The sequence below is a fragment of the Pseudoalteromonas luteoviolacea NCIMB 1944 genome, from assembly GCF_001625565.1.
Classification (GTDB): domain Bacteria; phylum Pseudomonadota; class Gammaproteobacteria; order Enterobacterales; family Alteromonadaceae; genus Pseudoalteromonas; species Pseudoalteromonas luteoviolacea_F.
In genome coordinates, this window is sequence record NZ_AUXS01000013.1 from 242,526 (window position 1) to 267,671 (window position 25,146).

Below are 25,146 nucleotides of genomic sequence, written 5' to 3' on the forward strand. Positions count from 1 at the left end.
GGCTTGAGGCGGATTAAAATGCAAAGTGAAATTGTGCTACTGCACGGTTGGGGAATGAATAAAGAAGTATGGCAGCTTATAGAGGCTGCATTGAATGATGCTTTGGGAAAGCCGGTGAAAGCCCTTAATTTACCAGGTTTTGGCGGAGAACCTATGCCTGTAGATACCTATTCACTAGATGTGATAGTGGAGTCATTGTCTAATCGAATTCAGCCAAATAGTATTGTGATTGGCTGGTCTCTGGGTGGGTTAGTGGCAACCAAATTAGCCACCTTATATCCGGAAAAAGTAGCCAGCCTAGTGTTAGTGTCCTCAAATGCACAGTTTTGCGAGGATGAAGAATGGCCTGGTATTAAGGCGCAAGTTCTTGAGCAATTCAAAGTTCAGTTGGCAAAAGATAGCCGAAAAACAATTGAGCGCTTTTTGGCAATACAAGCTATGGGTAGCGAACACGCCAAAGCAGATATCAAGCAACTAAAAGAGTTGTTGTTTTTGGCATCTGAGCCGCATGATACTGCTCTCAGTGCAGGTTTAGACATTTTGCAAAGCGTTGACCTAAGACCTGATTTTGCCAACTTAAAATGCCCAGTTTATGGCATTTTTGGCCGATTAGATTCGCTAGTTCCTCAAAGTGTTGCAGCTGAGCTTTCACTCATAAACCCACAATTTAGCTATGAGATCTTACCAAAAGCATCTCATGCACCGTTTATTTCTCACCGAGATGATTTTATTAGTTACCTAAAATCAGTCCTTTAAAATATATTCACCTTCAAGGCGGCAAAAAATTGCCGCCTGCACTTTATTTTGCACATAATATGAGCAATAATTAGGTTAGTAAAAAAGTAACTTGGAGTCTATTATGCCTATTGGAGACGTACTAAACGCAGGCGTTGAAGGTTTTAATCGTGCTCAACAAAATATTGAAAGGGCCTCTGCTGATATAAATCGTGCGACGATTGACCAGCAAAGTGATGAACAGTTGGCTCAACAACGGCAACTTGAAGCAGCAAGACCTGAAGAGGCTGTTACGGCACCTGTTTCTCAACCTCCGAGAATTGATGAATCATTGGTCAATTTAAAGGTGGAAGAGTTCAATGCCAAAGCAAATGCGCAGACGATTCAAACTGCTGACGAAGTGCTAGGAACTTTGATTGATATTAAAGTGTAAGTATGAACATCGTCACGCCTCAACCGGCGATTAACCTCAATACCGCAAACGTCTACACGGAAACGGCTAGGCGAGATAATCAGCTGCGTGAAGTGATCCCCAAGCCCGCAGCGATCACCCCACCTGCGACGGAAAATAAAGCACTCCAAGACAATGACAAGTCTCGCACCGCAGAACATGACTCGCAAGATACATACGATGCAAACGGACAGCTGAAAGACAGCAAATCTGTCAATGAGCGTGGCGACGAAAAAGGCGAAGGCCAGAAAGAGAATCAAACTCCAGAAGAAGAACTTTCCGAACGCGAACAGGCACAGCAGGAACAGGACGAGCAGCAGTTAAAAGAGCTCAAAGATAGAGACAGAGAAGTAAAACTCCATGAGCAGGCCCATGCGCGAGTCGGCGGTCAGTATGCTGGTGCACCGAGTTACGAATATCAACGAGGCCCAGACGGCAATAATTATGCCGTAGGTGGCCAAGTGATGATTGATGTGGCACCTGTCGAAGGGGACCCTCAGCAAACGATTGAAAAAATGCAGACTGTCAGAGCGGCGGCTTTGGCACCTGCCGAGCCTTCTGGAGCCGATAGAGCTATTGCTGCAGATGCAACGTCAAAAATAGCGACGGCACAGGCAGAGTTGGCAAAAAAATCTATCAGTGGTTCAGAAGAAGATAATGCCCCGAGTGGGGTGCAAAAATTTCAAAATAGGCGTTTGACTCAGGAAGGCGCAGCGCAGTCAGAGCAGCCGGTATTGGAAAGAGCGAGATTGCAACAAGAAGCCGATCCATTTGCAGTTGCATTGCCAATTGAGAGAGATCCTGAAATAGAGTCTAGAGCCCTGAGAATCGAAGGCTTTTATGGGCAAATCACAAAACCCAATGAAGACGCACAGCTTTCAGTGACAGTATAAAATGGGTTTGTTTGTAATAACTAAAAAAAGGAAGGGCTAACCCTTCCTTTTTTGTTTGAGTATAGCTACTTTTTCAATTTGGCAAACGCTTCCGCAAATGCGTTACCCATGGCGGCATTGCCCTGATCACGGCGGTTGCCTTTTGAGTTGTCGCGACGTTCAGGCTTACGGCTGTGGTTTTGACCAGCTTTTTGCTGCGGCTTATTTTTATGTCCTTCGGATTGAGACGGGGTGGCATCATTCAGGCGCATCGTAAAGCTGATGCGTTTTCTATCTACATCGACTTCAATGACTTTTACTTTCACGATGTCACCAGCTTTGACCACCTCACGAGGGTCTGAAATAAACTTGTCGGTGATCGCTGAAATATGAACAAGACCATCTTGATGAACACCTACATCAACAAAAGCACCAAAGTTAGCAACGTTAGAGACTACACCCTCAAGCACCATTCCAACTTTTAAATCAGATATTTTTTCCACTCCAGCTTTAAATTGGGCAGTTTTAAACTCGGGGCGAGGATCTCGGCCAGGCTTATCTAACTCAGCAATAATGTCAGTAACGGTAGGTAAACCAAACTTTTCATCAACATAATCATTCGGCGTTAACTTTTTGAGTACGTCGCTATTGCCGATTAAGTTTTGCAGCTCCAAACCGTTAGATTTAGATATTTGCTTAACCACTGGGTAAGCTTCCGGGTGAACAGCGGAGGCGTCAAGTGGATCATCACCGTCTTGAATACGTAAGAAACCGGCTGCTTGCTCAAATGCTTTTGGACCTAAACGCTCAACTTTTTTCAGTTGTTTACGGTTGGCAAAAGAGCCATTGCTGTCTCGGTATTTGACAATATTACTGGCCAGAGTTTTATTTAGTCCAGATACACGAGTGAGAAGTGGTACAGATGCTGTGTTTACATCAACGCCGACAGAGTTTACACAGTCCTCTACTACAGCTGTAAGGGTTTGCCCCAGCTGGCTTTGTGATACATCGTGCTGATATTGGCCGACACCGATTGATTTAGGTTCAATTTTAACGAGTTCAGCAAGGGGATCTTGTAATCGTCTAGCGATAGATACAGCGCCACGCAGTGATACATCCAAGTCAGGGAACTCATTTGCTGCAAACTCTGATGCTGAATAGACAGAAGCGCCAGCTTCACTGACCATGATTTTCGTTAAATTTAAATCTGAGGCTGCTTTTTGTACTTCGCCAGCAAGTTTATCGGTTTCTCGCGACGCAGTTCCATTGCCAATGGCAATCAGTTGTACTTTATGTTGACGAGATAACTGCTCGATTGTTCGAATTGATTTATCCCAATGATTTTGTGGAGCATGTGGATAAATCGTTGTTGTAGAAAGTAGCTTACCAGTCGCATCAACAATCGCAATCTTACAGCCAGTTCGCAAACCAGGATCAATACCCATGGTTACTTTTGGTCCTGCAGGCGCAGCCATTAATAGGTCTTGCAAGTTTTTAGCAAATACGTCTATTGCCCCACTTTCTGCTTTTTCTCTCAAAGAACCTAGGAATTCATTTTCAAGGTGCAGAGCTAATTTGATTTTCCAAGCCCATTGCACCACGACCATTAACCAATCGCTGGCATTGGCACCTTGTACTTTCAATCCATAATGATCTGCGATCATTTGAGCACAGTATTGTTGATGGTCTTGCGCTTCTGGTTCAGGGTTAATGGTTAATTGTAAAATACCTTCATTACGCGCCCTGAGCATTGCCAATGCACGGTGCGAAGGTACTTTTGAAAGCGCTTCGTTGTGCTCAAAGTAATCTCTGTATTTACTGCCTGCTTCTTCTTGTCCTTTGACCACGCGACTTTGTAATTGAGCATTGTCGGTGATGTGTTTTCTGAATTTAGCAAGCAACTTGGCATCTTCAGCAAAACGTTCCATTAAAATAAACTTAGCGCCTTCAAGTACGCTTTTTACATCGGCAAATCCGGCGTCAGCGTTTGTGAAGTCTTGTGCCATTTGTTCTGGCGATAATTGTGGATCCGCAAAAAGTTGATCGGCTAGTGGCTCTAACCCAGCCTCTATCGCAATTTGACCTTTGGTTCTGCGCTTTGGCTTATAGGGTAAATACAGGTCTTCAAGCTCCGTTTTACTGCTGGCTTGTGCAATATCACTGGCGAGTTGAGATGATAATTTGCCCTGCTCTTCGATTGTTTTGATAATAAATGCACGTCTTTCTTCTAACTCTCTTAGATATGAAAGGCGTTGTTCCAAAAGACGCAGTTGAGAGTCATCTAAGCCACCAGTGGCTTCTTTACGATAACGGGCGATAAAGGGAACTGTTGCGCCCTCATCTAACAATGTGGTGGCTGCCAGCACTTGCTGTTCTGAGGCATTTAGCTCTTGGGCTAAACGAGCTGAGATGTTGCTCATGCAAAATCCTTATAAAGTTCAATTAGCTACGCTAAAAAATCTATTAAGCGTTGGGGTTTATCATACCATATTAGTGGAAAATTTATCAGGCCTGATATTCGATTCTATTGATATACCATTGTGCGTCACCCTGCGGTGTTTTCACCATGAAATCATCGTCGACTGATTTTCCGAGTAAAGCTCTGGCCATTGGCGAATCTATAGAAATATAGTCATTGCGCTCGTAAATTTCATCTGGCCCGACGATCCTGAAAAACTTAGTTTCCCCCTCGTCGTTTTCTATTTCGACCCAAGCGCCAAAATACACTTTGCCTGCTTGTTGTGGGTCATACTCAATCACTTTTAAATCAGGTAAGCGTTTGCGTAAATATCTAACACGTCTATCTATCTGTCGGAGTAAGCGTTTGTTAAAGGTATAGTCGGCATTTTCGGAGCGATCTCCAAGGCTGGCCGCCCAATTGACAATCTTTGTTATCTCAGGACGCTTTTCAAACCATAGGTGGTCATGCTCTTGCTGCAGTTTTCGATACCCTTCGGGCGTAATTAAGTTTGTTTTCATAATGCAATATATCGGAAAAACCTATATAAGGTACGCGTGTTTAGATAACTGTAACGTTCAGTAACAATCTTATCAGTATGTTATGGTGTCTAAGGAGCTAAATTTCAATTATATTTAACCAATAGTTCAGTGATAACAAGAAGAATTCGATGGGAAATGAAACAACAAAAGTACTAGTCGTGGATGACGATATGAGATTACGCAGCTTATTGGAGCGTTATCTTGTAGAGCAAGGTTTTATTGTCCGAAGCGCTGCGAATGCCGAGCAGATGGATAGGTTATTGGAAAGGGAAAACTTTCACTTAATGGTTTTAGACCTCATGTTGCCAGGAGAAGATGGGCTTTCTATTTGTCGCCGTCTCAGACAAAAAGAAAATGAAATTCCCATTGTGATGTTGACTGCAAAAGGGGATGAAGTTGACCGTATTATCGGTTTGGAGTTGGGGGCTGATGACTATTTACCGAAGCCTTTCAACCCTAGAGAGTTATTGGCTCGTATCAAAGCTGTTTTAAGAAGAAAAACAAAAGAAGTACCCGGAGCGCCCGCCGCGGAAGAAAACGAAGTTGAATTTGGTATATTTAAATTGAACTTGGCCACCCGTGAAATGCAAAAGGGGGACGAAACGATTGCGCTCACCAGTGGTGAGTTTGCTGTATTAAAAGCATTGGTCAGTCACCCGAGAGAACCGCTGAGCCGAGATAAGTTAATGAATTTAGCCCGTGGTCGAGACTATAGTGCATTGGAGCGGAGTATCGATGTACAAGTCTCCCGACTGCGCAGAATGATAGAAGAAGATGCATCAAACCCAAGGTATATACAAACGGTTTGGGGACTTGGATATGTGTTTGTGCCTGATGGCGAAAAATAATGAGCATTTTTCCTCGTAGTGCGTTTGGTCAGACTGTATTTTTTGTCGCGGGATTGTTATTAATCAATCAGGTTGTCTCTTATATTACGGTGACACTGTATGTGTTTAAGCCGACTTTTGAGCAAGTGAATTTGATGCTCGCTAAACAGGTCAAAACGGTGTTTATTGACTGGGAGGAAGGCGTTGAAGTCGACACCGCGTTATCGAATAAATTTTTTGAGATAACGGGGATCGATGTCATGACGCAAAAAGAGGCTTATCGAAATGGTTTGGGGCAAGCGCGTGAATACAGCTTGCTCTCTCGCAGCATGTCAGAACAACTAAATGGGTCAGCGCGAGTGAGGATCAGCCAAGGGGACCCTATCGTTTATTGGGTTGAAGCTCCCCAGGCTCCTGGGTATTGGGTTCGAGTTCCACTAACCGGCTTTTCTGAGACCAAATTAGAATTTTTGGTGTTTTATTTATCCAGCATTGGTTTTTTAAGTGTTTTGGGTGGGTGGCTTTTTGCTCGGCATTTAAATAGACCGCTTAGAGCATTGCAAACAGCTGCAAGTAGAGTTGGGGTAGGTGATTTCTCGACTCGGCTTGTTGAGCAAGGATCCACAGAGGTTATTGAGGTAACGAAGGCGTTCAACCAAATGTCTAAGGGGATTGCTGAATTAGAAAGTGATAGACGGCTTTTAATGGCGGGTGTCTCTCATGATTTGCGCACACCTTTAACTCGGATCAGACTAGCAACGGAAATGATGTCTGATGAGGATGAATATCTCAAAGAGGGCATCATTGACGATATTGAAGATATGAACGCGATCATTGATCAGTTTATTGAGTATCTTCGACACCATAGCAGTGGTGAGATGCACTTAGAAAACGTCAATACTCTGGTGGAAGAAGTGGTTCATGCGGAGCAGCAACATAAGCGGGTGATCAACCTGAGTTTAGCTGAAGGCACGCCTTGGGTTGTGGCGAATCACGTCGCTTTAAAGCGTGTTTTAACCAATATGATTGAAAACGCCATCAAGTATTCAGAAGGCGAAATTGACGTCCATACCCAGTTAGATCCCAAAAATAAAGTGATGGTTATCCAAGTAAAAGATAGAGGACCGGGGATCCCTGAATCTGAGCTAGAATCAGTATTTGAACCGTTTAAACAAGGCGATCAAGCTAGGGGCTCTGATGGTAGCGGGCTAGGTTTGGCAATTATCAAACGCATTGTTGCAACACATGGTGGCAAAGTTTCCTTGAGGAACCGGGCTGAGGGAGGGCTGTCTGCAGAAGTTGCCTTACCGCTAGGTAAAAAGTAATTCACTTTTCCGCTCATACAGCTTGGTATTTTGCCAAGCTTACCTCCTTTACATCACACTCATTTCTAATGGCACAGTCTAACGGAGTCTAAAGCCAAGCAGTTTTAGAGCTGTGTCTAAGGTGGTTGGCAATAATGAATGTCTATTTTAGCTGCCGCTGCGCGTGTTGTAGTGCTGCTTTACGATGGAGTGTTCAGCTTCAAAGTTTCTGTAGGTGAACTGTTACCGAGAGAGGGGAGCAGCCTTGTTGCTTAATTCGATTCTCAATGACGTAATAATTTATAGCTGCAAGCTCCCAAATTACAGGCATAAAAAAACGCCCAACGAGGGGCGCCTTTGATAAAGGAAAAGGTAGTGCTTAACCGCGAGGACCAGCTGACTTGATTGCGTCAGATACGTCGTATTTCTCGAAGTTAGCTTTAAAGTCAGCCGCTAGTTTAGCCGCGTACTCCGCATACTTGTCTTTATCTTCCCATGTATTGACAGGGTTAAGTAGTTTTTCATCTACACCTTCAACAGCAACAGGAATATCTAGGTTAAGTGCTTCGATATGTTGCGTTTCAACGCCTTCTAGCGTGTCATTAACGATTGCGTCGATAACTGCACGAGTCGTTGGGATATCAAAACGCTTACCTACACCGTAAGGACCACCAGTCCAACCAGTATTTACTAGGTATACTTTTGCACCAAATTCACGAACACGCTTCATCAGAAGCTCAGCATAAACACCTGCTGGACGTGGGAAGAATGGCGCGCCAAAACATGTAGAGAACGTAGACTCGATATCAGATGTTGAGCCAATTTCTGTTGAACCAACTTTTGCAGTGTAACCACTTAGGAAGTGATAAGCTGCCGCTTCCTCAGATAGGATAGATACCGGAGGTAGTACACCACTTACGTCACAAGTTAGGAAAACAACTGCGCGAGGCTCGCCTGCACGGTTTTCAACTTTACGTTTCTCAACGTGCTCTAATGGGTAAGCTGCACGTGTGTTCTGTGTAAGGCTTGTATCTGCAAAGTCAGGTACGCGATTTTCATCAAGTACAACGTTTTCTAAAATTGTACCAAACTTGATTGCGTTCCAAATTACAGGCTCATTTTTTTGAGATAAGTCGATACATTTTGCGTAACAACCGCCTTCGATGTTAAATACACTGCCAGGTGCCCAGCCATGCTCATCATCACCGATAAGGAAGCGTTTAGGGTCTGCTGAAAGGGTTGTTTTACCAGTACCTGATAACCCAAAGAACAATGTAGTGTCGCCTTGCTCACCAACGTTTGCACTACAGTGCATAGGTAAAACACCTTTTGCTGGTAACAAGAAGTTCTGAACAGAGAACATCGACTTTTTCATTTCACCGGCGTAATGCATACCTGCGATTAGCACTTTGCGCTCTGCAAAGTTGATAATAACTGTACCGTCACTGTTTGTGCCATCACGCTCAGGGTCACATACAAATGAAGGAACATTCATTACCTGCCATTGGGGTAAATCAGCTGCATTGTATTTGCTAGGTTCAATAAACATGTTTTTAGCAAAAATGTGATGCCAAGCAGTTTCAGTAGTAACGACTACTGGTAAATAGTGCTCAGGATCTGAACCAACTTCTAAGTGAGAGACAAAGTGGTCATTGCTGTGTACGTGTGCTTCTACACGAGCCCAAAGAGCATCAAATTTTTCGGCATCGAATGGACGGTTTACGTTACCCCATTGGATGTCATTTTCAGTGCTTGGCTCTTGAACGATAAAGCGATCGTTTGGAGAGCGACCTGTACGGCGGCCTGTTTTTGCTACAAAAGCTCCATTCGCTGCTAAAGTCCCTTCACCACGCGAGATAGCGTGTTCGACAAGTTCAGCTGCAGTTAAATCGACAAAACGAGTAGCGCTTGAAGTCATGTTTATACCTAAATGTGAGAATTGAACGGGATAGCTCTGGTTATTAAGTACCTAAAGCTTGAATTCATACTAACAGAAGCATTTGAGATATTCGAGCCCTAAAGGGGGCAGAAATTGCAATTTTTTGACAAAAAAACTGAATAATTTCAATGATACCGGTGTCATAAAATTAGCCATCTTTATGACACCGGTATCATTTTTTTGCAAACAAAAAGCCGCCAAAATGGCGGCTTTAATTCGAATGCACAGGATGTACCTTATTTAATTAAAAATAGATTTGATGTCCTGTTCGCTAAAACGGTAATCAGTTAAGCAATAGTGACAGCTGAGTTTAACTTCACCATGTTGCTCTACATCTTCCAAAAGTGCTTGTTGCCCTACATTAACTAAAGCACTAATGGTTTTTTCTCGACTGCAGCCACAAACAAAGTTGACTTCTTGTGGCTCGAATAATTGAGGATTGTCTTCATGATATAAGCGTGTCAACACAGTTTGTGCGTCTAACGTTAATAATTCAGCTTCCTTAATTGTGTCACTTAATGCCTCGAGGTGCTCGAAGTCACTTTGAGACTTTTCTTTGTTGACAGGCAGAACTTGCAAAAATAGACCTGCTGCTTTTACTGAGTCTTGGTCAATTTGAGTTGCAAACCATAATCGCGTCTTTAATTGTTCAGATTGAACAAAATAATCTTCAAGACATTTTGCTAGGGAATCTGAGGTAAGAGGAACTACGCCTTGGTATCTCTCGCCTTTTTCGGGAGAAATAGTAATGATCATATGACCCTTGCCGATCAGATCGCTAATACCTGAACCGGTGATTTCACCTTCAACTCGTGCGATTCCACGCATATTTTGTTGGTGGTTACCATTGATAACAGCGTACTTCACTGGGCCGTCCCCTTGAAGTTGTACTGCAATATCCCCTTCAAATTTAAGTGTTGCAGTCAGTAAACTTGAGGCGACTAATAGCTCACCTAACAAAGTTTGAACTTCTACTGGGTAGTTGTGACCAGCAACAATATCCTTCAGTGTATGCTCGACCTGGACTAATTCACCTCGTACGTCGAGATCGTCAAAAATATAGCGATGAAGTAAATCTTGTTTCATCTATGAGACCCTAATTTGATTTTAACTTAAGCAGCTCACGGCGCTGCTTTTTATCTGGCTTGTGCTCCGGACGCGGTGCGAAGAAACTATTGTTTTTTCTAGCAATGGCATTTTGAGCCCGCTTTTCAATGCTTTCCGCCGACTCTTCGTAAAGAGTTTGGGCTATTGGAGCGGCTTGGCGTTTGTCCATTAACTTTAAAACGGTGATGTGTTTTTCATCGTGACCCTGAGCGAGTTCGATGGTGGCCCCGACATCGACATGACGGCTTGGTTTGCATCTCTGGCCATTATATCTGACTTTGCCACCTTGGATCATTTCACGGGCTGTTGTACGCGTTTTATAAAAGCGCGCAGCCCAAAGCCATTTGTCCAATCTGACTTTTGTATCATCTTGGTTGTTTTCTGGATTGACTTTTGTCACAATTCTTTAACTACGTTGGCGTCTTGCTCGATGGTGAAATTTATCATATTTTAACCGTCAAAAAAAGCATACCGCCCGATAGGTCAAGGAATGGCATATGAAGAGTAGATGAACAAATGGTTAATACTGTGTTCATGTTACTCGTGTCATATCTTGTACCGATTTAATTTAAAGTTTCACATTTGGGCGCTTGTTGAATCGAAATCTAAACGGTACACTGAGGCGCTTAATAGAATAAGAACAGTCTCATTAAAGAATTTTATATGGAATTACAAATACAACAGTTACAGAAAATATTACAAGGCTTGCCCCACGCTAAGCTTAGTCGTGCAGTGGTGTTCTTAGCTGTTGTATATATTGCATTTTTACTCTCTCAGCTATTCTGGTTACTTTTTCCCAAACCTGATAGTGCGCCGTTAGATATTGCGCCTCATCAAGCTCAAAGCAGCGCTCAAGCTGTAAGTAGTGCAACCATTCTTGCGCAAAACATTTTTGGCAAAGCCAATGAGAAGCCGAAAGAAGCTGAAAAGCCAAAACCTGTCATCTCAAATGCACCTGAAACTCGCTTAAATGTGAAGTTAACGGGGATTGTTGCGATTAGTAAAAATGACAGTGCAGGACTTGCAATTATTGAATCTCAAGGCCGACAGGAAACTTATTTAGTGCAAGATGTGGTGAAAGGCACTCGAGCTAAACTAGCTCAGGTGTTACCTGATCGCGTTATTTTAGACGTCAGCGGCCGATTTGAAACACTCATGTTGGATGGCTTGGATTTTACGCAGACAGTAGCTATGCCTACAACAGCTAAGCGTAATTCAGAACCCGCAAAGCGTCGTATCAGTGATGAAACACGTTCAGAGCTTGCCCAACGTCGCCAAGAGCTTTTAAACGAGCCAGGTAAACTATTTGATTACATAAGAATTTCGCCAGAGCGTCGCAATGGTCAACTTGTTGGTTATCGCTTGCGCCCTGGTAAAGATCCTCAGCTTTTCGCGAAGATGGGTCTCAAAAATAACGATCTGGCCATTGCGATAAATGGTTATCAACTCACGGATATGAAACAGGCTATGTCGGCAATGAACGAGCTCAGAGAGAGTACGGATGCCAACATAACTATCGAACGCGATGGCCGCACTTTAGATGTGCAATTCAGCCTGTAAAAGACACTAATTTTGGAGTTAAAGAATAATGGGTAGAAAGCTACACCTCACAAGAATCAGAAAAGGGTTAGCTAAATATGCAGCTCTGTTGTTTGCGGCTGGATTGTCATTGTCAGTGTCTGCGGTTGAGTATGCGGCCAACTTTAAAGGGACTGATATCAATGAGTTTATTCTCATTGTTGGTAAAACGCTTAATAAAACCATCATCATAGATCCAAACGTGCGCGGTAATATCAATGTGCGCAGTTTTGAACTGATGGACGAAGAATTGTATTACCAGTTTTTCTTAAGTGTACTAGAAGTATATGGCTATTCAGTGGTAGAAATGCCAAACGGCATTATGAAGGTTGTACGAAGCTCTGATGCTAAAAAGTCCAACGTACCTCTGGTAAACGATAGCAGCGAAGGCGATGGAGATGTGATGATCACTCGCGTCGTCGAAGTGAAAAATGTATCGGTACAAGAGCTTGGTCCGCTTATTCGCCAATTTAGTGACCAAAAAGATGGTGGTCATGTCACCAACTTTAACTCTGCAAACGTAATGATGTTGACAGGTCATGCTGCATCGGTAAATCGATTGGTTAATATTATCAAGTCGGTCGACCAAGCGGGTGATCAGCGGGTAGATATTGTTAGATTAAAGCACGCTACCGCTGATGATGTGGTTCAAGTTGTAGAAAAAATCTATAAGGACACGGGTAAAGGCCGTGTTCCTGAATTCCTAATACCAAAAATCGTTGCTGATGGCCGAACCAATAGCGTGGTTGTCAGTGGTGAAAGCCAAGCACGTACCAAAGCAATAGAGTTAATTAAGCGCCTTGATGATGAGCTTGAGAATCATGGTAATACACAGGTATTTTATCTTGACTATGCCAAAGCTGAAGACCTTGTAAAAGTGTTGCAAGGTGTTAGTAAAACACTACAAGAAGAAGCGCAAGGTGGCGGTAAATCTAACCGCTCTCGTAGCAGTAATCGAAATGAAACCAGTATTGAAGCGCATGATGACTCAAACTCGCTAGTTATTACCGCTCAGCCGGATACCATGCGTTCTCTGGCAAACGTCATCGAAAAACTAGATGTACGCCGTGCACAAGTTTTGGTTGAAGCAATTGTCGTTGAAGTGCTTGAAGGTGATGGTATCAACTTTGGCTTACAGTGGATCACAGAGCAAGGTGGTATGCTGCAATTCAACAATGGTACAACGGTACCTGTTGGCGCACTGGCTGTAGCAGCAGAGCAAGCCCGTGACAAAACGATTAAAAGAACCGTTACCGGTGATGATGCGCAGCTAAATGACTTTGAAGAAACCGTTGAAGGTGATTTAAATGCATTAGGTCAGTTGCTAGGTGGTGTAAACGGTCTAGCCGCAGGTGTGGTTAAAAATGACTGGGGTGCAATTATCCAGGCTGTGTCGACAGATACCAACTCGAATATTCTAGCAACGCCGTCTGTGACCACCATGGACAATGAAGAAGCATCTATGATTGTGGGTCAAGAGGTTCCGATTATTACTGGTTCAGCGGCTGGTGATAATAACTCCAATCCATTCCAAACAGTTGACCGTCAAGAAGTTGGTATCAAGTTAAAAGTCACACCACAAATTAATGATGGTACAGCGGTACAATTAACGATTGAGCAAGAAGTATCAAGCGTCAGTGGTGCAACGTCAGTCGATATTTCAGTGAACAAGCGTGCGATTAATACCACGGTTATTGCTGATGATGGTGGCATGGTTATTCTTGGCGGCCTAATTGATGAAGATGTCCAAGAAAGTGTGTCTAAAGTACCACTACTTGGCGATATTCCTATCTTAGGTCACTTGTTTAAGTCGACTAATACGAGCAAGCGTAAACGTAATCTATTGGTATTTATTCGCCCAACTATTGTTCGCGATAGCCGCAGCATGAATGAGTTAAGCCATGCTAAATATAAGTTTATTCGCAACGAGCAGATCAAAAAGCAAGATGATGGCATTCAATTGATGCCGCTTGAAGATGCACCAGTACTGCCAGAGTGGAATGATGCGATGGTGTTGCCACCGACATATGAACAATACTTAGATCAGCAAAACGAGAAGAACGATGACTGAAGCAAGTATGAGTGTTGTTGAGGCACCTATTGAAGCAGAGTCTGCGGCAGTGACTGACGAGGCTACATTAGAGGAACAGCAAGTTCAATTGCGTTTGCCTTTCTCTTTCGCTCGCCGAGAAGGTGTATTGCTCAGTGACGACCCCAAGGGCTTGAAGGTATTTCACAAAGGTGATGTTTCGCTTGAGGCCCTATTGGAAGTGCGTCGAGTCGCCGGTGGCGGCTTTACCATTGAAGTTATCGACGAAGAAAAGTTTGAACTATTGCTTGAAGCGTCTTACCAGCGAGACAGCTCTGAAACTCAGCAAATGATGGAAGACATTGGGAATGAAGTCGATTTATTCTCACTTGCTGAAGAGATGCCACAAACAGAGGATCTGTTAGCGGCGGACGATGATGCGCCGATCATTAAGTTGATCAACGCCATGCTTAGTGAAGCAATCAAAGAAGGGGCGTCGGATATTCACATTGAGACCTTTGAAGCAGATCTGGTTATCCGCTTCAGGGTTGACGGTGTACTCAAAGAAGTACTCAAGCCAAACCGTAAACTATCCTCGCTTTTAGTCTCTCGTATTAAGGTTATGGCGAAACTAGATATCGCTGAAAAACGTGTACCGCAAGATGGCCGGATCAGCTTGAGAATTGCTGGGCGTGCCGTTGATGTGCGTGTATCAACTATGCCATCTAGTTTTGGTGAGCGTGTGGTGTTACGTCTACTCGATAAAAATAACGCGCGACTTAACCTCGAAGATTTGGGGATGACGGAGCGCAATCGTGAATTGTTCTCTGAAATTATTGCTAAGCCACACGGTATCATTTTGGTAACAGGCCCAACGGGCTCTGGTAAAAGTACCACTTTGTATGCGGGCATGACGCAAATAAACTCCAAAGATCGAAATATTTTGACCGTTGAAGATCCCATTGAATATGAAATCCCTGGGATTGGTCAGACGCAAGTTAACCCGAAAGTGGACATGACATTTGCGCGCGGATTACGAGCGATTCTACGTCAGGATCCTGATGTGGTTATGGTCGGTGAGATCCGTGACTTAGAAACAGGTCAAATCGCTGTGCAAGCGTCATTAACAGGTCACTTAGTGATGTCGACGCTGCACACTAATACCGCATCAGGTGCGATTACACGTATGGAAGATATGGGGGTTGAACCATTCCTACTATCTTCATCTTTGCTAGGTGTATTATCGCAACGACTTGTGCGTACGCTTTGCTCAAGTTGTAAAGAGCCACACTTTGCTGATGAGCGTGAATGTGAGTTGTTGGGCATAGACAAAGATTCTCAAACTACCATTTATCGTGCAGTTGGCTGTGAAGAGTGTAACTTTAACGGCTACAAAGGCCGAACAGGTATCCACGAGTTACTGGTTGTTGATGAGCATATTCGCGAGCTTATTCACAATGGTAAAGGTGAGCAGGCCGTAGAAAAGTATATTCGTAAAAACAGCCCAAGCATTCGTCAAGATGGTTGTTCACGAGTTCTGGCAGGGCAAACCACGCTAGAAGAAGTAATGCGAGTGACGCGTGAGGAAGGGTAATGGCGGCGTTTGAATATCGTGCCTTGGATGCAAAAGGCAAGGAAAAAAAAGGCATTTTAGAAGCCGATACAGCCAAGCAGGTCAGGCAAATGCTGCGCGAAAAGGCAATGATGCCTTTAGAAGTAGAGCCCGCAGCTGAAAAAGAGAAGTCGCAAGCTACGGGTGGCTTTACGCTATCGAGAGGGTACAAGCCTTCGGTGAGCGACATCGCACTTATTACGCGACAACTTGCCACCTTGATCCAATCTTCTTTGCCTGTTGAAGCCGCTGTAATGGCAGTTGCCGAGCAGTGTGAAAAACCGCGTTTAAAACGCATGCTCATGGCTGTGCGCTCAAAAGTTGTTGAAGGTTATACGCTAGCAGATGGGATGTCTGATTTTCCACACGTATTTGATAACTTGTATCGCTCAATGGTTGCTGCGGGTGAAAAGTCAGGTCACCTTGATGAAGTACTAAATCGCCTCGCTGATTACACTGAGCAGCGCCAGCATATGCGCAGCCAAATTACTCAAGCAATGGTATATCCGACGATTCTGGTTATTTTTGCCATTGCCATAGTTTCGGTTTTGCTTGGTACCGTGGTACCAGAAATTCTTAAATCATTTGAAAAATCGAACCAAGTGCTGCCTTGGACGACTGAATGGGTACTGGCTGCGAGTAACTTTGTTCAGGACTACTGGATGCAAGCGACCCTGGCATTGATTGGATTGATCGTTGCTGTTCAGCAAACGTTAAAGCGCCCTAAAGCACGCTTTTGGTATGATACTAAGTTATTGCAATTACCGGGCATTGGTAAGATTAGCAGAGGTATCAATACTGCGCGCTTTGCAAGAACATTAAGTATTTTGTCATCGAGTGCAGTGCCCTTGCTTGAAGGTATGAAAATATCCGGGCAAGTACTTGAAAATCAAAAAATTAAAGCCGCAGTTGCTGAAGCTGCAACCCACGTAAGTGAAGGTGCGAGCCTCAAAGCAGCTCTGCATCAAACAAAGCTATTTCCGCCAATGATGCTACATATGATTGCCAGTGGTGAAAAGTCTGGAGAGTTGGAGCAAATGTTAGAACGTGCTGCCAATAACCAAGACAGGGAGTTTGAAAGTATGGTGAGTGTTTCACTCAAATTACTTGAGCCGGCGATGATTGCCAGTATGGCATTAATTGTACTCTTTATCGTCATGGCAATACTCCAACCTATTATGGCAATGAACAAAGCAATTGGTTTGTAGTCAACATATTTAAAGATAAACACACTGGACTACACACGTCGTGTAGCCAATGCAACAGCATAGAGGTATAAATTGTGAAGAAACAGTCAGGTTTTTCATTACTAGAAGTAATGGTCGTACTGGTTATTATCGGTATGATCATGTCAATTGTGGCACCAAATATCATGGGTAGCCAAGAGGAAGCTGCAATTGATAAAGCGAATCTTGATATCACGCAAATTGAAAGTGCGATGAAAATCTACAAGCTACAAAATAAGCGCTATCCAACAACTGAGCAGGGCTTAGAAGCACTGGTTGAGAAAACGACCATTGATCCAGTACCAAAGCGTTTTCCTGACGGTGGCTTTTTAGATGAACTTCCACTAGATCCATGGGACAACCCTTACCAGCTAGTGAGTCCAGGTGAGATCGGTAAAATCGATATTTTCTCAATGGGTCCAGATGGTGAAGTAGGTACCGAAGATGATATCGGTAACTGGAGAGATGAAGAAGACCGCTAATGTCTCAGCCTGTGAATAACTCAACTCAATTACCAACAAGATCTCGTGGATTTAGTCTACTTGAGATCTTGGTGGTTCTCTTGATAATCGGTATTTCAATTCAGCTTGTGACTTTCACTGTGGGTGAAAGTGACGAGGACCTTCTGGAGAAAGAAGCCCTAAAACTGCATGGCATAGTGAATATGGCATCGGAGTTTGCCGTTTTGAATCAAGTTGAGTTGGGTCTTCACTTGGACAAGAGGACGCTAGAGTTCTTGGTCTTCGACGGTGAGCAATGGACTACTTTCGAAGCCGAAGAGCTTTACAAGCCCATAGAGTATGGCGAAGAATACAAGGTTGAGTTGGTGTTAGAGGATTTATCTTGGGCGCAGGATAATTTGCTAGAACAATCCGACTGGCAGGAAATTATGGGCTCCGGTGAAGATGATAATTTGTTGGAACTTCAAAAGAAAAAAATCCCGCAAGTGCTGATTTTATCGTCTGGAGAAGTGAGCGCGTTTCAAGTCACCCTTGAACTGGCGCAGGAGCCTGAGCCAGTTTATTACGTTGAAGGTGAGTTTATGGCACCGGTAAAATTGCGACGGGAGCCTGAACATGATTAAGTCAAAGCAGTCGGGGTTCACTTTGCTGGAGGTGATGGTCGCGATGGGGATCTGCGCAGTTGCCGGTATTGCAGCATTAGAAGCAACAGGCGCTCACATTAATCATATGAGCACCATCGAGCAGCAAACCTATGCGGCTTGGGTTGCTGAAAACCAAATGGTAATGGCGCGAGCAAAAGCCAGTGGTGGCAAATGGAGTGGCAAAAACTCAGACAATGGCGATGAAGAGTTTGCCGGGCATACTTGGTATTGGAGCCAAAAAGTCGAAAAAACCGCAGATGCTGAGTTTGTTAAATTGACAATAGAAGTGTTTGAAGACGAGAGGCGAGAAAACTCAGTCTATGATTTAACCACTTTTATGCATAAGGGCAAAAAGTGATGTTGTCAATTAAGCGCACACAAACTGGTTTTACACTGATTGAAGTGTTGGTTGCCCTATTTATTCTGACATTTATAGTGATCGCGTCTCACCAGATCTTAGATACTTCTATCATGGCCAAAGAAGCATCGGATGAAACGATTGCCGAGCTCGAAGGGTTGCAAACCACCTTTCGCTTGATGGATCAAGACTTCAATCAAATGACCAAACGGGAAGTACGTAACGAAGCGGGGGATTTTAGCCCTACTTACGTTGTCCATGGCCGTTATTCATTGGAAAGCCAATATGATGGAATTGCATTTGTACGTGATGGTTGGACTAACCCAGTGAGTTTATTACCGCGCTCTGAATTGCAGGCCGTGGGCTATCGGGTAAAAGATGATAACCTTGAACGAATTTATCGCGTATACATTGACGAATTAGACGGCGCTGAGCCGCGCGCTCAGGTGCTATTAGAAGACGTTGAAGAACTTAAGTTTGAGTTTTTAGACGACAAACATAAATGGCAGGATAATTGGCAGTTAAAGGCACTGCCGCTAGCAGTTGCCGTTACTATTCAAAGACAGGATTCAGAGCCCTTACGACGTATATTTCTAACCCCGGGAGATGGCAAAGTTACACAAGCAAAAGCGGCACGGGGCAATGGCAACAATATCTCCAATGGTCTCGATGATAACCAAAATCGAGATAATAATGCCGGCGGTAATAATAACCAGCGAGGAGGCAGGCCATGAGAAAACAGCAAGGTGCTGCACTGATCATTGTATTGTTTATTGTTGCACTGGCTGCGAGTCTCGCAGCTGAAATGTCGTCTTCTTTGATGGTGCAAGTGCAAAAGGCCGCGAATATTCAAACTCATCAGCAAGCTAAATGGTATAGCTACGGCACAGAGGAATTGGTAAAAAAAGTGCTTTTAGAAAGCCGCAAAGATGATCCTGATAAAGTCCATTTAGGTCAGCCGTGGGCAATTGACGAAGTCCCCTACCCAGTAGACCATGGTACATTGAGTGGAAAAGTAACTGATTTACAAGCGTGTTTAAACTTAAATGCGCTCAGAGCACCAAAAGAGCAAAATGCCAAGAGCACTGATACCAACCCAGCTCACAAAGCCCTTTTAGAGCTTTTGAAAAATATTGAAGATTTGCCAGCGCAAGAAAGTGAAGAGGCAATGGCTGACAGTGTCTATGACTGGTTAGATGAAGACAGTATTACGTATCGCTCAGGTGCTGAAGAAGATGAGTATATGTCTCGCCAAATGCCCTACATGACAGCCAATAATTTAATGGCGTCAGAAAGCGAGTTAAGAGTAATTAAAGGCTTCAATCCATTGGTAATGGAAAAACTGTTGCCTTATGTGTGTGTTATCCCTGGCAGTACAGATTTAGCCATCAACGTGAACACTGTATTGCCTGAGCAAGCATTATTATTAAGTGCATTATTTGATGGGCTGAGCTTATCAGGGGCTGAGGCTGTGATTGCCGCGCGCCCGGAAGAAGGATTTGATAACTTGCAAGACTTCTTTACCGAAGCAAAAAATCAAGGTGCTCAGGATACTAAAAAAGCTGAGAAAATTTTCACAATAACAAGCAATTATTTTAAGTTGCGTGCCAAGGCATCATTTGATGAGCGGTTGTTTAAAATGACCTCAATACTCGAAATAAAAGATGGTCGAGCAACTGTATTAGCACGCAAGTTTGGAGGCGTTCAGTGACAGAAAAATTATTGGTCCGTGTCGGCCAGTCACAGCAGGAACCTGTCAGTTGGTTAATATGGTCTGATTCAGATTCACAGATCATTGCCAGTGGTGAGTTAGAACACAGTGGGTTACTTGGAGAGTTAACGGAAAAAGCGTCGGGTCGCAGCGTAGCATTGTTGCTACCAGCATCAAGCGTGCAACTTAAACAAGTTGCCTTACCAACAAAGTGGAATCGCAAGTTGGAAAGGGCACTACCCTTTATGCTTGAAGAGCACGTAGCCAGTGACATCGATGAGGTATTCATCGCACTGGGTGAACCGACCACAGTTGAAGAGCAGCACTATATCAATATCGCATTGTGTGATTTAGAGTGGTTGCAAAGCTGGATGTCTGTATTTGGTGATTTTGATATTGAACCAACTGTGATAGTCCCAGATGCGCTATTGTTACCCACACCAGAAGAGGGAACATTAAGCGCCATTCAATTACAGCATCAGTGGTTGTTTAAAGGTGCCCATTGGCATATCGGTGCAGTAGAACTTGATTGGGTGAATGACTATTTAATGCTCTCGCCCGAGTCGGAGGTTGTGCATTATAGTCCCGCTGATAGTTTAGCGACGACCAAGAGTCTATGCGCCAAAGAAGCTGAATATGACTTGCCTTTGGCAATTTGTGCACAGGGCTTAAATGCGCTGCCAATAAACTTGCGCCAAGGTCCATTTGCAGCGAAGAAAAAGCAGCCTCAATGGTGGCGTGATTGGAGATCTGGTTTGATTGCGGCAAGTGTTGCTTTGTTGGCATTTGTGTCAGTTAAATCTGCACAATTGTTTATGCTGCAAAGCGAAGCTGACATGTATAAAACCCAAGCCATGAGCGTGTACAAGCAAGCGTTTCCAAATAAAGTGGTTAGGCCTCACCTGTTGCGTAAGCAAATTCAAGATGAGCTCGATGCGCTCAGTGGTGGCGAGCAAGGCGGCTTTTTAGAGTTGACTAATCACTTTGTATCGATTTATTCGCAAGTAGATGATTTTAGTCCAGAGACTTTCCGTTACGATCGTAAACGCAATGAGCTTAGGATCCGAGCAAAAGCCAAAGGGTTTCAGATATTCAGCCAAGTGAAATCTATTCTCGAGCAAAGAGGCATTGAAGTACAACAAGGTGCTCTGAACAATGACGGCGATTATGTCATTGGTGAAATAAGAATTAGAGGTGCAGCATGAAGCAGCAAGTGATTAATTATTGGCAATCGCTTAAAGAGCAGGAGCAAAAGTTACTCATTGTAGCGGGTGTGGTGTTTGTTATTTTTGTACTGGTGATGGGCGTGATAAAGCCACTTAATGCAGGAGTCGAAAAAGCACAAGCCGATTTGCAAAAGCAGCAAAACTTTCATGCATGGGTTTCAAAAAGTGTTGCACAACTAAAAGCCAGTGGTGCGAACCGTGCCACATCAAGTAATCAGAATTTAACTCAGCTAGTGAACCGCACTCGAGGCAGACATGGTATTCAGATAAGCAAAATGCAGCCGAGAGACAATACGCTAAGAATTAATATCGACAATGTTGAGTTTAACAAATTGGTCAGCTGGCTGGATGTACTTACGAACCAATACGGTGTAAAGGTAGCCAATCTTGATTTAGGTGAGGAGCCACAACAAGGCTATGTACGTGTTAGTCGTTTGGTGTTAGAGAATTAAATATGAAAAATGCAGTTAGTGTAGTATTGGCTTTCTTATTCGCGTTTATTGTTTTTACGGTCATAAGTATTCCGGCACCCGTAGCCTTACAATTAGTGCAATCACATATCCCAAATAATGTACGTTTAGGGGCGGTGACAGGTACCCTTTGGCAGGGGCAAATCAGCGGTGTTAGATATCAGAATTTACAGTTTAACGATGTGAAGTGGCAGCTCAACGGCTGGGGCTTATTATCGGGCCAGCTTCAGGGGAAATTAAACTTTGGCAACCCGCGCCAAGCGTCTGAAATATCTGGTCGCAGTACATTTGGAGTGTCACTTTTTGGCAATGATTTAGAGTTGAGTCAAACAACTCTAAGGTTTAGCGTCGAGCAGGCAATGCATCAAGTTAATCTGCCTTTACCCGTTGACGCCAAAGGTCGCATCATATTAAAGCTTGAAGAATTTAATAGTGGCCAGCCTTATTGCGAAAATCTAAAAGGCGATATCAGTAGCCCTGAGATTCAAGTTAAAGGTATGTCAGGTTGGTTTAGCATTGGAGATTTAAGCGGTTTATTAAGCTGTAAATCGGGCGATATAGCGATTGTTGTTGAGCCAGAAAACCTGCTAGGCCTACGCGCAGATGCAACGCTTGCTGAGAATATGCAATTTAAAGTTGCAGGAAACGTAAAACCAGATGCATCACTGCCTAAAGAAGTTCACGAAGCGGTTAAGTATTTAGGTCGTCCGGATGCTGAAGGCCGATATCCGGTGAGTATGTAACCGATGATGGATTTTAATTACTTGCCTGCACACGAAACGTTGCTCACTCAATATTTGGAGCAGCGTCCAGAGGCACTTAACTTACATGCACTCGAGGGTTTTTTGTTTGCCATCGTTTGTAGTCCTGACGGTGTGGAACCTGAAATGTGGTTGAGTGAAGCAACCGCTGCGGATGAACATATTTCCGAAGAAGTGGTATTTGCATTATTAGCTCTGCACCATCAAATTAGTGAGCAGGTATTTACGCAGGGCTTTTCGCTGCCATTCACGTTGTCGTCCTCGTGGCAGGATAAACAACAATGGAGCGTAGGTTTTTTGCATGGCTGCCAAGGGTATTTGAATAAGTTGAGTCAATGTGAGCAGCTCTCAGAGGAGTTGCAACAGGCGTTGGTAACCAGTACTGAGCTGTTAGGCTTTTTTAGTCTAGGACATGATCAAATAGAAGCTTACTGTCAATCGATAGAAGCTGACATCAATGCATTTGTGGAGCAACAATATCAACTCGCGGCTGAAATTGCGCCCGCTTACGCTGAGCTAATAGAACAAGTTGCTGTGAATAGCGGCTTATACGATGAGTAAAATAAAGTGCTGTAGCTTAAGCTGGTATGCTTAAGCTACATCTAGTTCGATATGTGTGCAACCTTTGGCGCATTGTGCGACAGCTTTTTCACCCTCTTTAACCGCAATATTTAAACTTATCGCGTTACCACATGTCTGGCACAATACAGTTTGCCCTTTCGATAATTTTTTGAGCAAGGCGCGCTGTTCATTAAAAGAGCGTGCTCTTAGTTTATTAAATTGTGCTATGTCTATCATTAGAATTCCGCTTTGTTTATAGCCTTTGCAGCTGCGTCACAAATTGTTTTTAATTTAGGCCCGTAAAAGTACAAGTTCAGCTCGTGCTCTTGACAATAACGTACGTGAAAGACTTTTACTTTTTCGTTTGTAGCGAGTGCTGTCAGCAAATATTCTTTTTCAGATTCAGTTAATTCAATCTCGTTGGCAATATGTTGCCTAGCTTGCTTAGCGGCAAGACTATATTGTGTTTCACTGGTCTCTCCAAGGGTGTCTACACCTTGCTTTAGCAATTTATCTCTGGGCTCTTTGATCAAAGGGTGATCAATGGTGAATAGTGCTAATACAATCAGTACAAGTAACAGATATTTTTTCATAAAGCTCGCTAATTTGATCTATTCGACTCAATCAAAGTCACAGTGTAATAAAATGCAAGAATCAAAAGCAAGCGAATTACTCAGGAATTATTCGTAGTTTTTGTCACCGTCGTGCGATTTATGGCTACGCGAAAAGCGAGCTGTTGCATATAATATCCTTAGTAAAAGTAAGGTCACTGTAGCAAGTAACCTGTCCAAGGCGCTTAAGGAGCTTGTATGGACAATAAGATCAAAATTAAAAATATTCCCGTTGAGGTCCAAACGCCAGAAAACCTTCAACCTGATCGATTTAACCCTCGCAATCGAATTTATGTCCGAGCTGTTAAGGGGATGCATCAACTATTGCGTCAGAGAATCGGCTTTTTAGGGATGTTGGCCTTTATGCTTCTTCCTTGGATCAATTTTAATGGACAGCAAGCGGTGTTGTTTGACCTATTGGAACAGAAGTTCAATATTTTTGGTTTGACACTATGGCCACAAGATTTGACCATTCTGGCATTCATTTTGATGATAGCGGCGTTTGCCTTATTTTTAGTAACGACTTTTTATGGTCGTGTGTGGTGTGGTTATACTTGCCCGCAAACGGTTTGGACTTTTATTTTTATCTGGTTTGAAGAAAAATGTGAGGGTTCAGCAAACCAGCGTAAAAAATTAGATCAACGGCCAATGGATTTCGATAAGTTTCTTAGGAAAGGTGCTAAACATTTTTTCTGGGGGGCTTTTTCACTATATACGGCCGTCACGTTTGTTGGCTATTTTACGCCGATCAGAACCTTGTTACCGGACTTAATGATGCTTTCTGCAAGTGGCTATGCCACTTTGAGTGTGGTCGTATTTGCAGTTTGTACATATGGTAATGCGGGGTGGATGAGGGAGATCATGTGTTTACATATTTGCCCTTATTCGCGTTTTCAATCGGCGATGTTTGATAAAGACACCTTTACGGTCAGTTATGACAATAAGCGTGGTGAAGGGCGCGGACCGAGAGGTCGGAAACAAGATCCGAAAGAGCTTGGTCTAGGTGACTGTATAGACTGCAAGCTCTGTGTTCAGGTCTGTCCCACCGGCATAGATATACGAAATGGCCTGCAGTATGAGTGTATTAACTGTGGCGCCTGTATCGATGCCTGTGATGGTGTAATGGACAAGATGAATTATGCCAAAGGTCTCATCTCATATACCACAGAGCGTAACTTGGAACATGCAAAAAAAGTGACTAAGCCCGTGCGCACAAAACTCATTGGCTATGTACTGATTTTACTGGTGTTGACAGGTGCGCTTGCAATGAATATCGCGATGCGAAAAACTTTTGAATTGGATATTATTCGGGATAGAAATCAGCTATACAGGGTTAACTTTGACGGCATGGTTGAAAACACCTACACACTTAAATTGATCAACAAAGCACAAACTTCGCAAACGTTTTCGATCTCTGTAAGAGGGTTGTCTCATTTCGAATTACTAGGTAAGCAAGCGGTCACGGTTGCAGCTGGCTCTACTTTAGATGTGCCTGTATCAGTTGTAATGGACCCCTTCGACTTAAATAAACCGGTAACAGAGTTTCATTTTGTGCTGTCAAGCGATGGACTCTCTCAGTCTCAAATATCTCAACCAACAAACTTTTTTAAAGGCCGTTGAACCATTGGCTTCAGGGTTCCATACTTAGTGTGACCCTGAAGCC

26 protein-coding genes are annotated in these 25,146 nt (G+C 43.5%); 19 read left to right on the plus strand and 7 right to left on the minus strand.

From position 1 onward, the window contains the following. Positions 1-18 precede the first annotated feature (18 nt). The 3 genes from bioH (at position 19) to N483_RS02940 (ending at position 2,079) form a co-directional block, all read left to right on the plus strand. The gene (gene bioH / locus N483_RS02930; protein WP_023400669.1) at positions 19-756 is read left to right on the plus strand and encodes a pimeloyl-ACP methyl ester esterase BioH; all 738 of its coding nucleotides are present in this window, start codon (positions 19-21) and stop codon (positions 754-756) included. Between the two features lie 103 nt (positions 757-859). Next, on the plus strand, positions 860-1,168 hold the full coding sequence (locus N483_RS02935; RefSeq protein WP_023400668.1) for a hypothetical protein: 309 nt from the start codon (positions 860-862) through the stop codon (positions 1,166-1,168). Positions 1,169-1,170: 2 nt separating this feature from the next. Beyond that, positions 1,171-2,079, plus strand: coding sequence for a putative metalloprotease CJM1_0395 family protein (locus N483_RS02940; protein WP_023400667.1), 909 nt, complete (start codon positions 1,171-1,173; stop codon positions 2,077-2,079). Between the two features lie 65 nt (positions 2,080-2,144). Here N483_RS02940 and N483_RS02945 read toward each other — a convergent pair whose 3' ends face one another. After that, positions 2,145-4,478: a Tex family protein gene (locus tag N483_RS02945; RefSeq protein WP_023400666.1), complete on the minus strand. Its 2,334-nt coding sequence runs from the start codon at positions 4,476-4,478 to the stop codon at positions 2,145-2,147. Positions 4,479-4,563: 85 nt separating this feature from the next. Beyond that, on the minus strand, positions 4,564-5,037 hold the full coding sequence (gene greB, locus N483_RS02950; RefSeq protein ID WP_023400665.1) for a transcription elongation factor GreB: 474 nt from the start codon (positions 5,035-5,037) through the stop codon (positions 4,564-4,566). 149 nt (positions 5,038-5,186) lie between these two features. On the opposite strand from greB, the gene ompR reads away from it, so the two are divergent. After that, positions 5,187-5,906 (plus strand): two-component system response regulator OmpR, encoded by a 720-nt coding sequence (gene ompR / locus N483_RS02955; protein ID WP_023400664.1) that lies wholly within the window; start codon positions 5,187-5,189, stop codon positions 5,904-5,906. Beyond that, the gene (gene envZ / locus N483_RS02960; RefSeq protein WP_023400663.1) at positions 5,906-7,210 is read left to right on the plus strand and encodes a two-component system sensor histidine kinase EnvZ; all 1,305 of its coding nucleotides are present in this window, start codon (positions 5,906-5,908) and stop codon (positions 7,208-7,210) included. Before ompR ends, envZ begins: the two co-directional genes overlap by 1 nt. Before the next feature lie 358 nt (positions 7,211-7,568). On the opposite strand, the gene N483_RS02965 is transcribed toward envZ, so the two are convergent. The 3 genes from N483_RS02965 to hslR form a co-directional block, all read right to left on the minus strand. After that, on the minus strand, positions 7,569-9,107 hold the full coding sequence (locus N483_RS02965; RefSeq protein WP_023400662.1) for a phosphoenolpyruvate carboxykinase: 1,539 nt from the start codon (positions 9,105-9,107) through the stop codon (positions 7,569-7,571). Between the two features lie 261 nt (positions 9,108-9,368). Next, positions 9,369-10,214, minus strand: coding sequence for an Hsp33 family molecular chaperone HslO (gene hslO, locus N483_RS02970; protein WP_023400661.1), 846 nt, complete (start codon positions 10,212-10,214; stop codon positions 9,369-9,371). Between the two features lie 10 nt (positions 10,215-10,224). After that, entirely contained in the window at positions 10,225-10,635 is a 411-nt protein-coding gene (gene hslR / locus N483_RS02975; protein WP_023400660.1) for a ribosome-associated heat shock protein Hsp15, read from the minus strand. A gap of 263 nt (positions 10,636-10,898) precedes the next feature. Here hslR and gspC point away from each other — a divergent pair, with 263 nt between their 5' ends. The 13 genes from gspC (at position 10,899) to N483_RS03040 (ending at position 22,872) form a co-directional block, all read left to right on the plus strand. Further along, entirely contained in the window at positions 10,899-11,795 is an 897-nt protein-coding gene (gene gspC, locus N483_RS02980) for a type II secretion system protein GspC (RefSeq protein WP_023400659.1), read from the plus strand. Between the two features lie 28 nt (positions 11,796-11,823). Beyond that, complete coding sequence (gene gspD, locus N483_RS02985; RefSeq protein ID WP_023400658.1) at positions 11,824-13,884, plus strand: type II secretion system secretin GspD; 2,061 nt, start codon at positions 11,824-11,826, stop codon at positions 13,882-13,884. Then, entirely contained in the window at positions 13,877-15,436 is a 1,560-nt protein-coding gene (gspE, locus tag N483_RS02990) for a type II secretion system ATPase GspE (protein ID WP_023400657.1), read from the plus strand. The genes gspD and gspE overlap by 8 nt, the downstream gene beginning before the upstream one ends. Beyond that, on the plus strand, positions 15,436-16,662 hold the full coding sequence (gspF, locus tag N483_RS02995) for a type II secretion system inner membrane protein GspF (protein ID WP_023400656.1): 1,227 nt from the start codon (positions 15,436-15,438) through the stop codon (positions 16,660-16,662). Before gspE ends, gspF begins: the two co-directional genes overlap by 1 nt. Before the next feature lie 74 nt (positions 16,663-16,736). Then, the gene (gene gspG, locus N483_RS03000; protein WP_023400655.1) at positions 16,737-17,162 is read left to right on the plus strand and encodes a type II secretion system major pseudopilin GspG; all 426 of its coding nucleotides are present in this window, start codon (positions 16,737-16,739) and stop codon (positions 17,160-17,162) included. Then, positions 17,162-17,764 (plus strand): type II secretion system minor pseudopilin GspH, encoded by a 603-nt coding sequence (gene gspH / locus N483_RS03005; protein WP_023400654.1) that lies wholly within the window; start codon positions 17,162-17,164, stop codon positions 17,762-17,764. Before gspG ends, gspH begins: the two co-directional genes overlap by 1 nt. Continuing rightward, entirely contained in the window at positions 17,757-18,143 is a 387-nt protein-coding gene (gene gspI, locus N483_RS03010) for a type II secretion system minor pseudopilin GspI (RefSeq protein ID WP_023400653.1), read from the plus strand. Before gspH ends, gspI begins: the two co-directional genes overlap by 8 nt. Then, on the plus strand, positions 18,143-18,877 hold the full coding sequence (gspJ, locus tag N483_RS03015; RefSeq protein WP_023400652.1) for a type II secretion system minor pseudopilin GspJ: 735 nt from the start codon (positions 18,143-18,145) through the stop codon (positions 18,875-18,877). Before gspI ends, gspJ begins: the two co-directional genes overlap by 1 nt. Continuing rightward, positions 18,874-19,854 (plus strand): type II secretion system minor pseudopilin GspK, encoded by a 981-nt coding sequence (gene gspK / locus N483_RS03020; RefSeq protein ID WP_023400651.1) that lies wholly within the window; start codon positions 18,874-18,876, stop codon positions 19,852-19,854. Before gspJ ends, gspK begins: the two co-directional genes overlap by 4 nt. Then, the gene (gene gspL, locus N483_RS03025; protein WP_023400650.1) at positions 19,851-21,059 is read left to right on the plus strand and encodes a type II secretion system protein GspL; all 1,209 of its coding nucleotides are present in this window, start codon (positions 19,851-19,853) and stop codon (positions 21,057-21,059) included. The genes gspK and gspL overlap by 4 nt, the downstream gene beginning before the upstream one ends. Continuing rightward, positions 21,056-21,532 carry a type II secretion system protein GspM gene (gene gspM / locus N483_RS03030; RefSeq protein ID WP_023400649.1) on the plus strand — a complete coding sequence of 159 codons (477 nt, stop codon included), beginning with the start codon at positions 21,056-21,058 and terminating at the stop codon, positions 21,530-21,532. The genes gspL and gspM overlap by 4 nt, the downstream gene beginning before the upstream one ends. A gap of 2 nt (positions 21,533-21,534) precedes the next feature. Next, complete coding sequence (locus N483_RS03035; protein WP_023400648.1) at positions 21,535-22,293, plus strand: type II secretion system protein N; 759 nt, start codon at positions 21,535-21,537, stop codon at positions 22,291-22,293. Between the two features lie 3 nt (positions 22,294-22,296). Next, positions 22,297-22,872 carry a UPF0149 family protein gene (locus tag N483_RS03040; protein WP_023400647.1) on the plus strand — a complete coding sequence of 192 codons (576 nt, stop codon included), beginning with the start codon at positions 22,297-22,299 and terminating at the stop codon, positions 22,870-22,872. A 30-nt stretch (positions 22,873-22,902) separates the two neighbouring features. Here N483_RS03040 and N483_RS03045 read toward each other — a convergent pair whose 3' ends face one another. Together N483_RS03045 and N483_RS03050 are read right to left on the minus strand one after the other, a co-directional pair. Beyond that, a complete protein-coding gene (locus N483_RS03045) occupies positions 22,903-23,109 on the minus strand; it encodes a hypothetical protein (RefSeq protein WP_023400646.1) in 207 nt (68 codons plus the stop codon). Further along, on the minus strand, positions 23,109-23,465 hold the full coding sequence (locus N483_RS03050; RefSeq protein ID WP_023400645.1) for a hypothetical protein: 357 nt from the start codon (positions 23,463-23,465) through the stop codon (positions 23,109-23,111). The genes N483_RS03045 and N483_RS03050 overlap by 1 nt, the downstream gene beginning before the upstream one ends. Before the next feature lie 216 nt (positions 23,466-23,681). Here N483_RS03050 and ccoG point away from each other — a divergent pair, with 216 nt between their 5' ends. Further along, entirely contained in the window at positions 23,682-25,103 is a 1,422-nt protein-coding gene (gene ccoG / locus N483_RS03055; protein ID WP_023400644.1) for a cytochrome c oxidase accessory protein CcoG, read from the plus strand. Positions 25,104-25,146 lie beyond the last annotated feature (43 nt).

Excerpts from the sequence above, each read along its gene's own strand:
- bioH (WP_023400669.1), top strand. The coding sequence starts at position 19 with ATGCAAAGTGAAATTGTGCTACTGCACGGTTGGGGAATGAATAAAGAA.
- N483_RS02935 (WP_023400668.1), top strand. The coding sequence starts at position 860 with ATGCCTATTGGAGACGTACTAAACGCAGGCGTTGAAGGTTTTAATCGT.
- N483_RS02940 (WP_023400667.1), top strand. The coding sequence starts at position 1,171 with ATGAACATCGTCACGCCTCAACCGGCGATTAACCTCAATACCGCAAAC.
- N483_RS02945 (WP_023400666.1), bottom strand. The coding sequence starts at position 4,478 with ATGAGCAACATCTCAGCTCGTTTAGCCCAAGAGCTAAATGCCTCAGAA.
- greB (WP_023400665.1), bottom strand. The coding sequence starts at position 5,037 with ATGAAAACAAACTTAATTACGCCCGAAGGGTATCGAAAACTGCAGCAA.
- ompR (WP_023400664.1), top strand. The coding sequence starts at position 5,187 with ATGGGAAATGAAACAACAAAAGTACTAGTCGTGGATGACGATATGAGA.
- envZ (WP_023400663.1), top strand. The coding sequence starts at position 5,906 with ATGAGCATTTTTCCTCGTAGTGCGTTTGGTCAGACTGTATTTTTTGTC.
- N483_RS02965 (WP_023400662.1), bottom strand. The coding sequence starts at position 9,107 with ATGACTTCAAGCGCTACTCGTTTTGTCGATTTAACTGCAGCTGAACTT.
- hslO (WP_023400661.1), bottom strand. The coding sequence starts at position 10,214 with ATGAAACAAGATTTACTTCATCGCTATATTTTTGACGATCTCGACGTA.
- gspC (WP_023400659.1), top strand. The coding sequence starts at position 10,899 with ATGGAATTACAAATACAACAGTTACAGAAAATATTACAAGGCTTGCCC.
- gspD (WP_023400658.1), top strand. The coding sequence starts at position 11,824 with ATGGGTAGAAAGCTACACCTCACAAGAATCAGAAAAGGGTTAGCTAAA.
- gspE (WP_023400657.1), top strand. The coding sequence starts at position 13,877 with ATGACTGAAGCAAGTATGAGTGTTGTTGAGGCACCTATTGAAGCAGAG.
- gspF (WP_023400656.1), top strand. The coding sequence starts at position 15,436 with ATGGCGGCGTTTGAATATCGTGCCTTGGATGCAAAAGGCAAGGAAAAA.
- gspH (WP_023400654.1), top strand. The coding sequence starts at position 17,162 with ATGTCTCAGCCTGTGAATAACTCAACTCAATTACCAACAAGATCTCGT.
- gspI (WP_023400653.1), top strand. The coding sequence starts at position 17,757 with ATGATTAAGTCAAAGCAGTCGGGGTTCACTTTGCTGGAGGTGATGGTC.
- gspJ (WP_023400652.1), top strand. The coding sequence starts at position 18,143 with ATGTTGTCAATTAAGCGCACACAAACTGGTTTTACACTGATTGAAGTG.
- gspK (WP_023400651.1), top strand. The coding sequence starts at position 18,874 with ATGAGAAAACAGCAAGGTGCTGCACTGATCATTGTATTGTTTATTGTT.
- gspM (WP_023400649.1), top strand. The coding sequence starts at position 21,056 with ATGAAGCAGCAAGTGATTAATTATTGGCAATCGCTTAAAGAGCAGGAG.
- N483_RS03035 (WP_023400648.1), top strand. The coding sequence starts at position 21,535 with ATGAAAAATGCAGTTAGTGTAGTATTGGCTTTCTTATTCGCGTTTATT.
- N483_RS03040 (WP_023400647.1), top strand. The coding sequence starts at position 22,297 with ATGATGGATTTTAATTACTTGCCTGCACACGAAACGTTGCTCACTCAA.
- N483_RS03045 (WP_023400646.1), bottom strand. The coding sequence starts at position 23,109 with ATGATAGACATAGCACAATTTAATAAACTAAGAGCACGCTCTTTTAAT.
- N483_RS03050 (WP_023400645.1), bottom strand. The coding sequence starts at position 23,465 with ATGAAAAAATATCTGTTACTTGTACTGATTGTATTAGCACTATTCACC.
- ccoG (WP_023400644.1), top strand. The coding sequence starts at position 23,682 with ATGGACAATAAGATCAAAATTAAAAATATTCCCGTTGAGGTCCAAACG.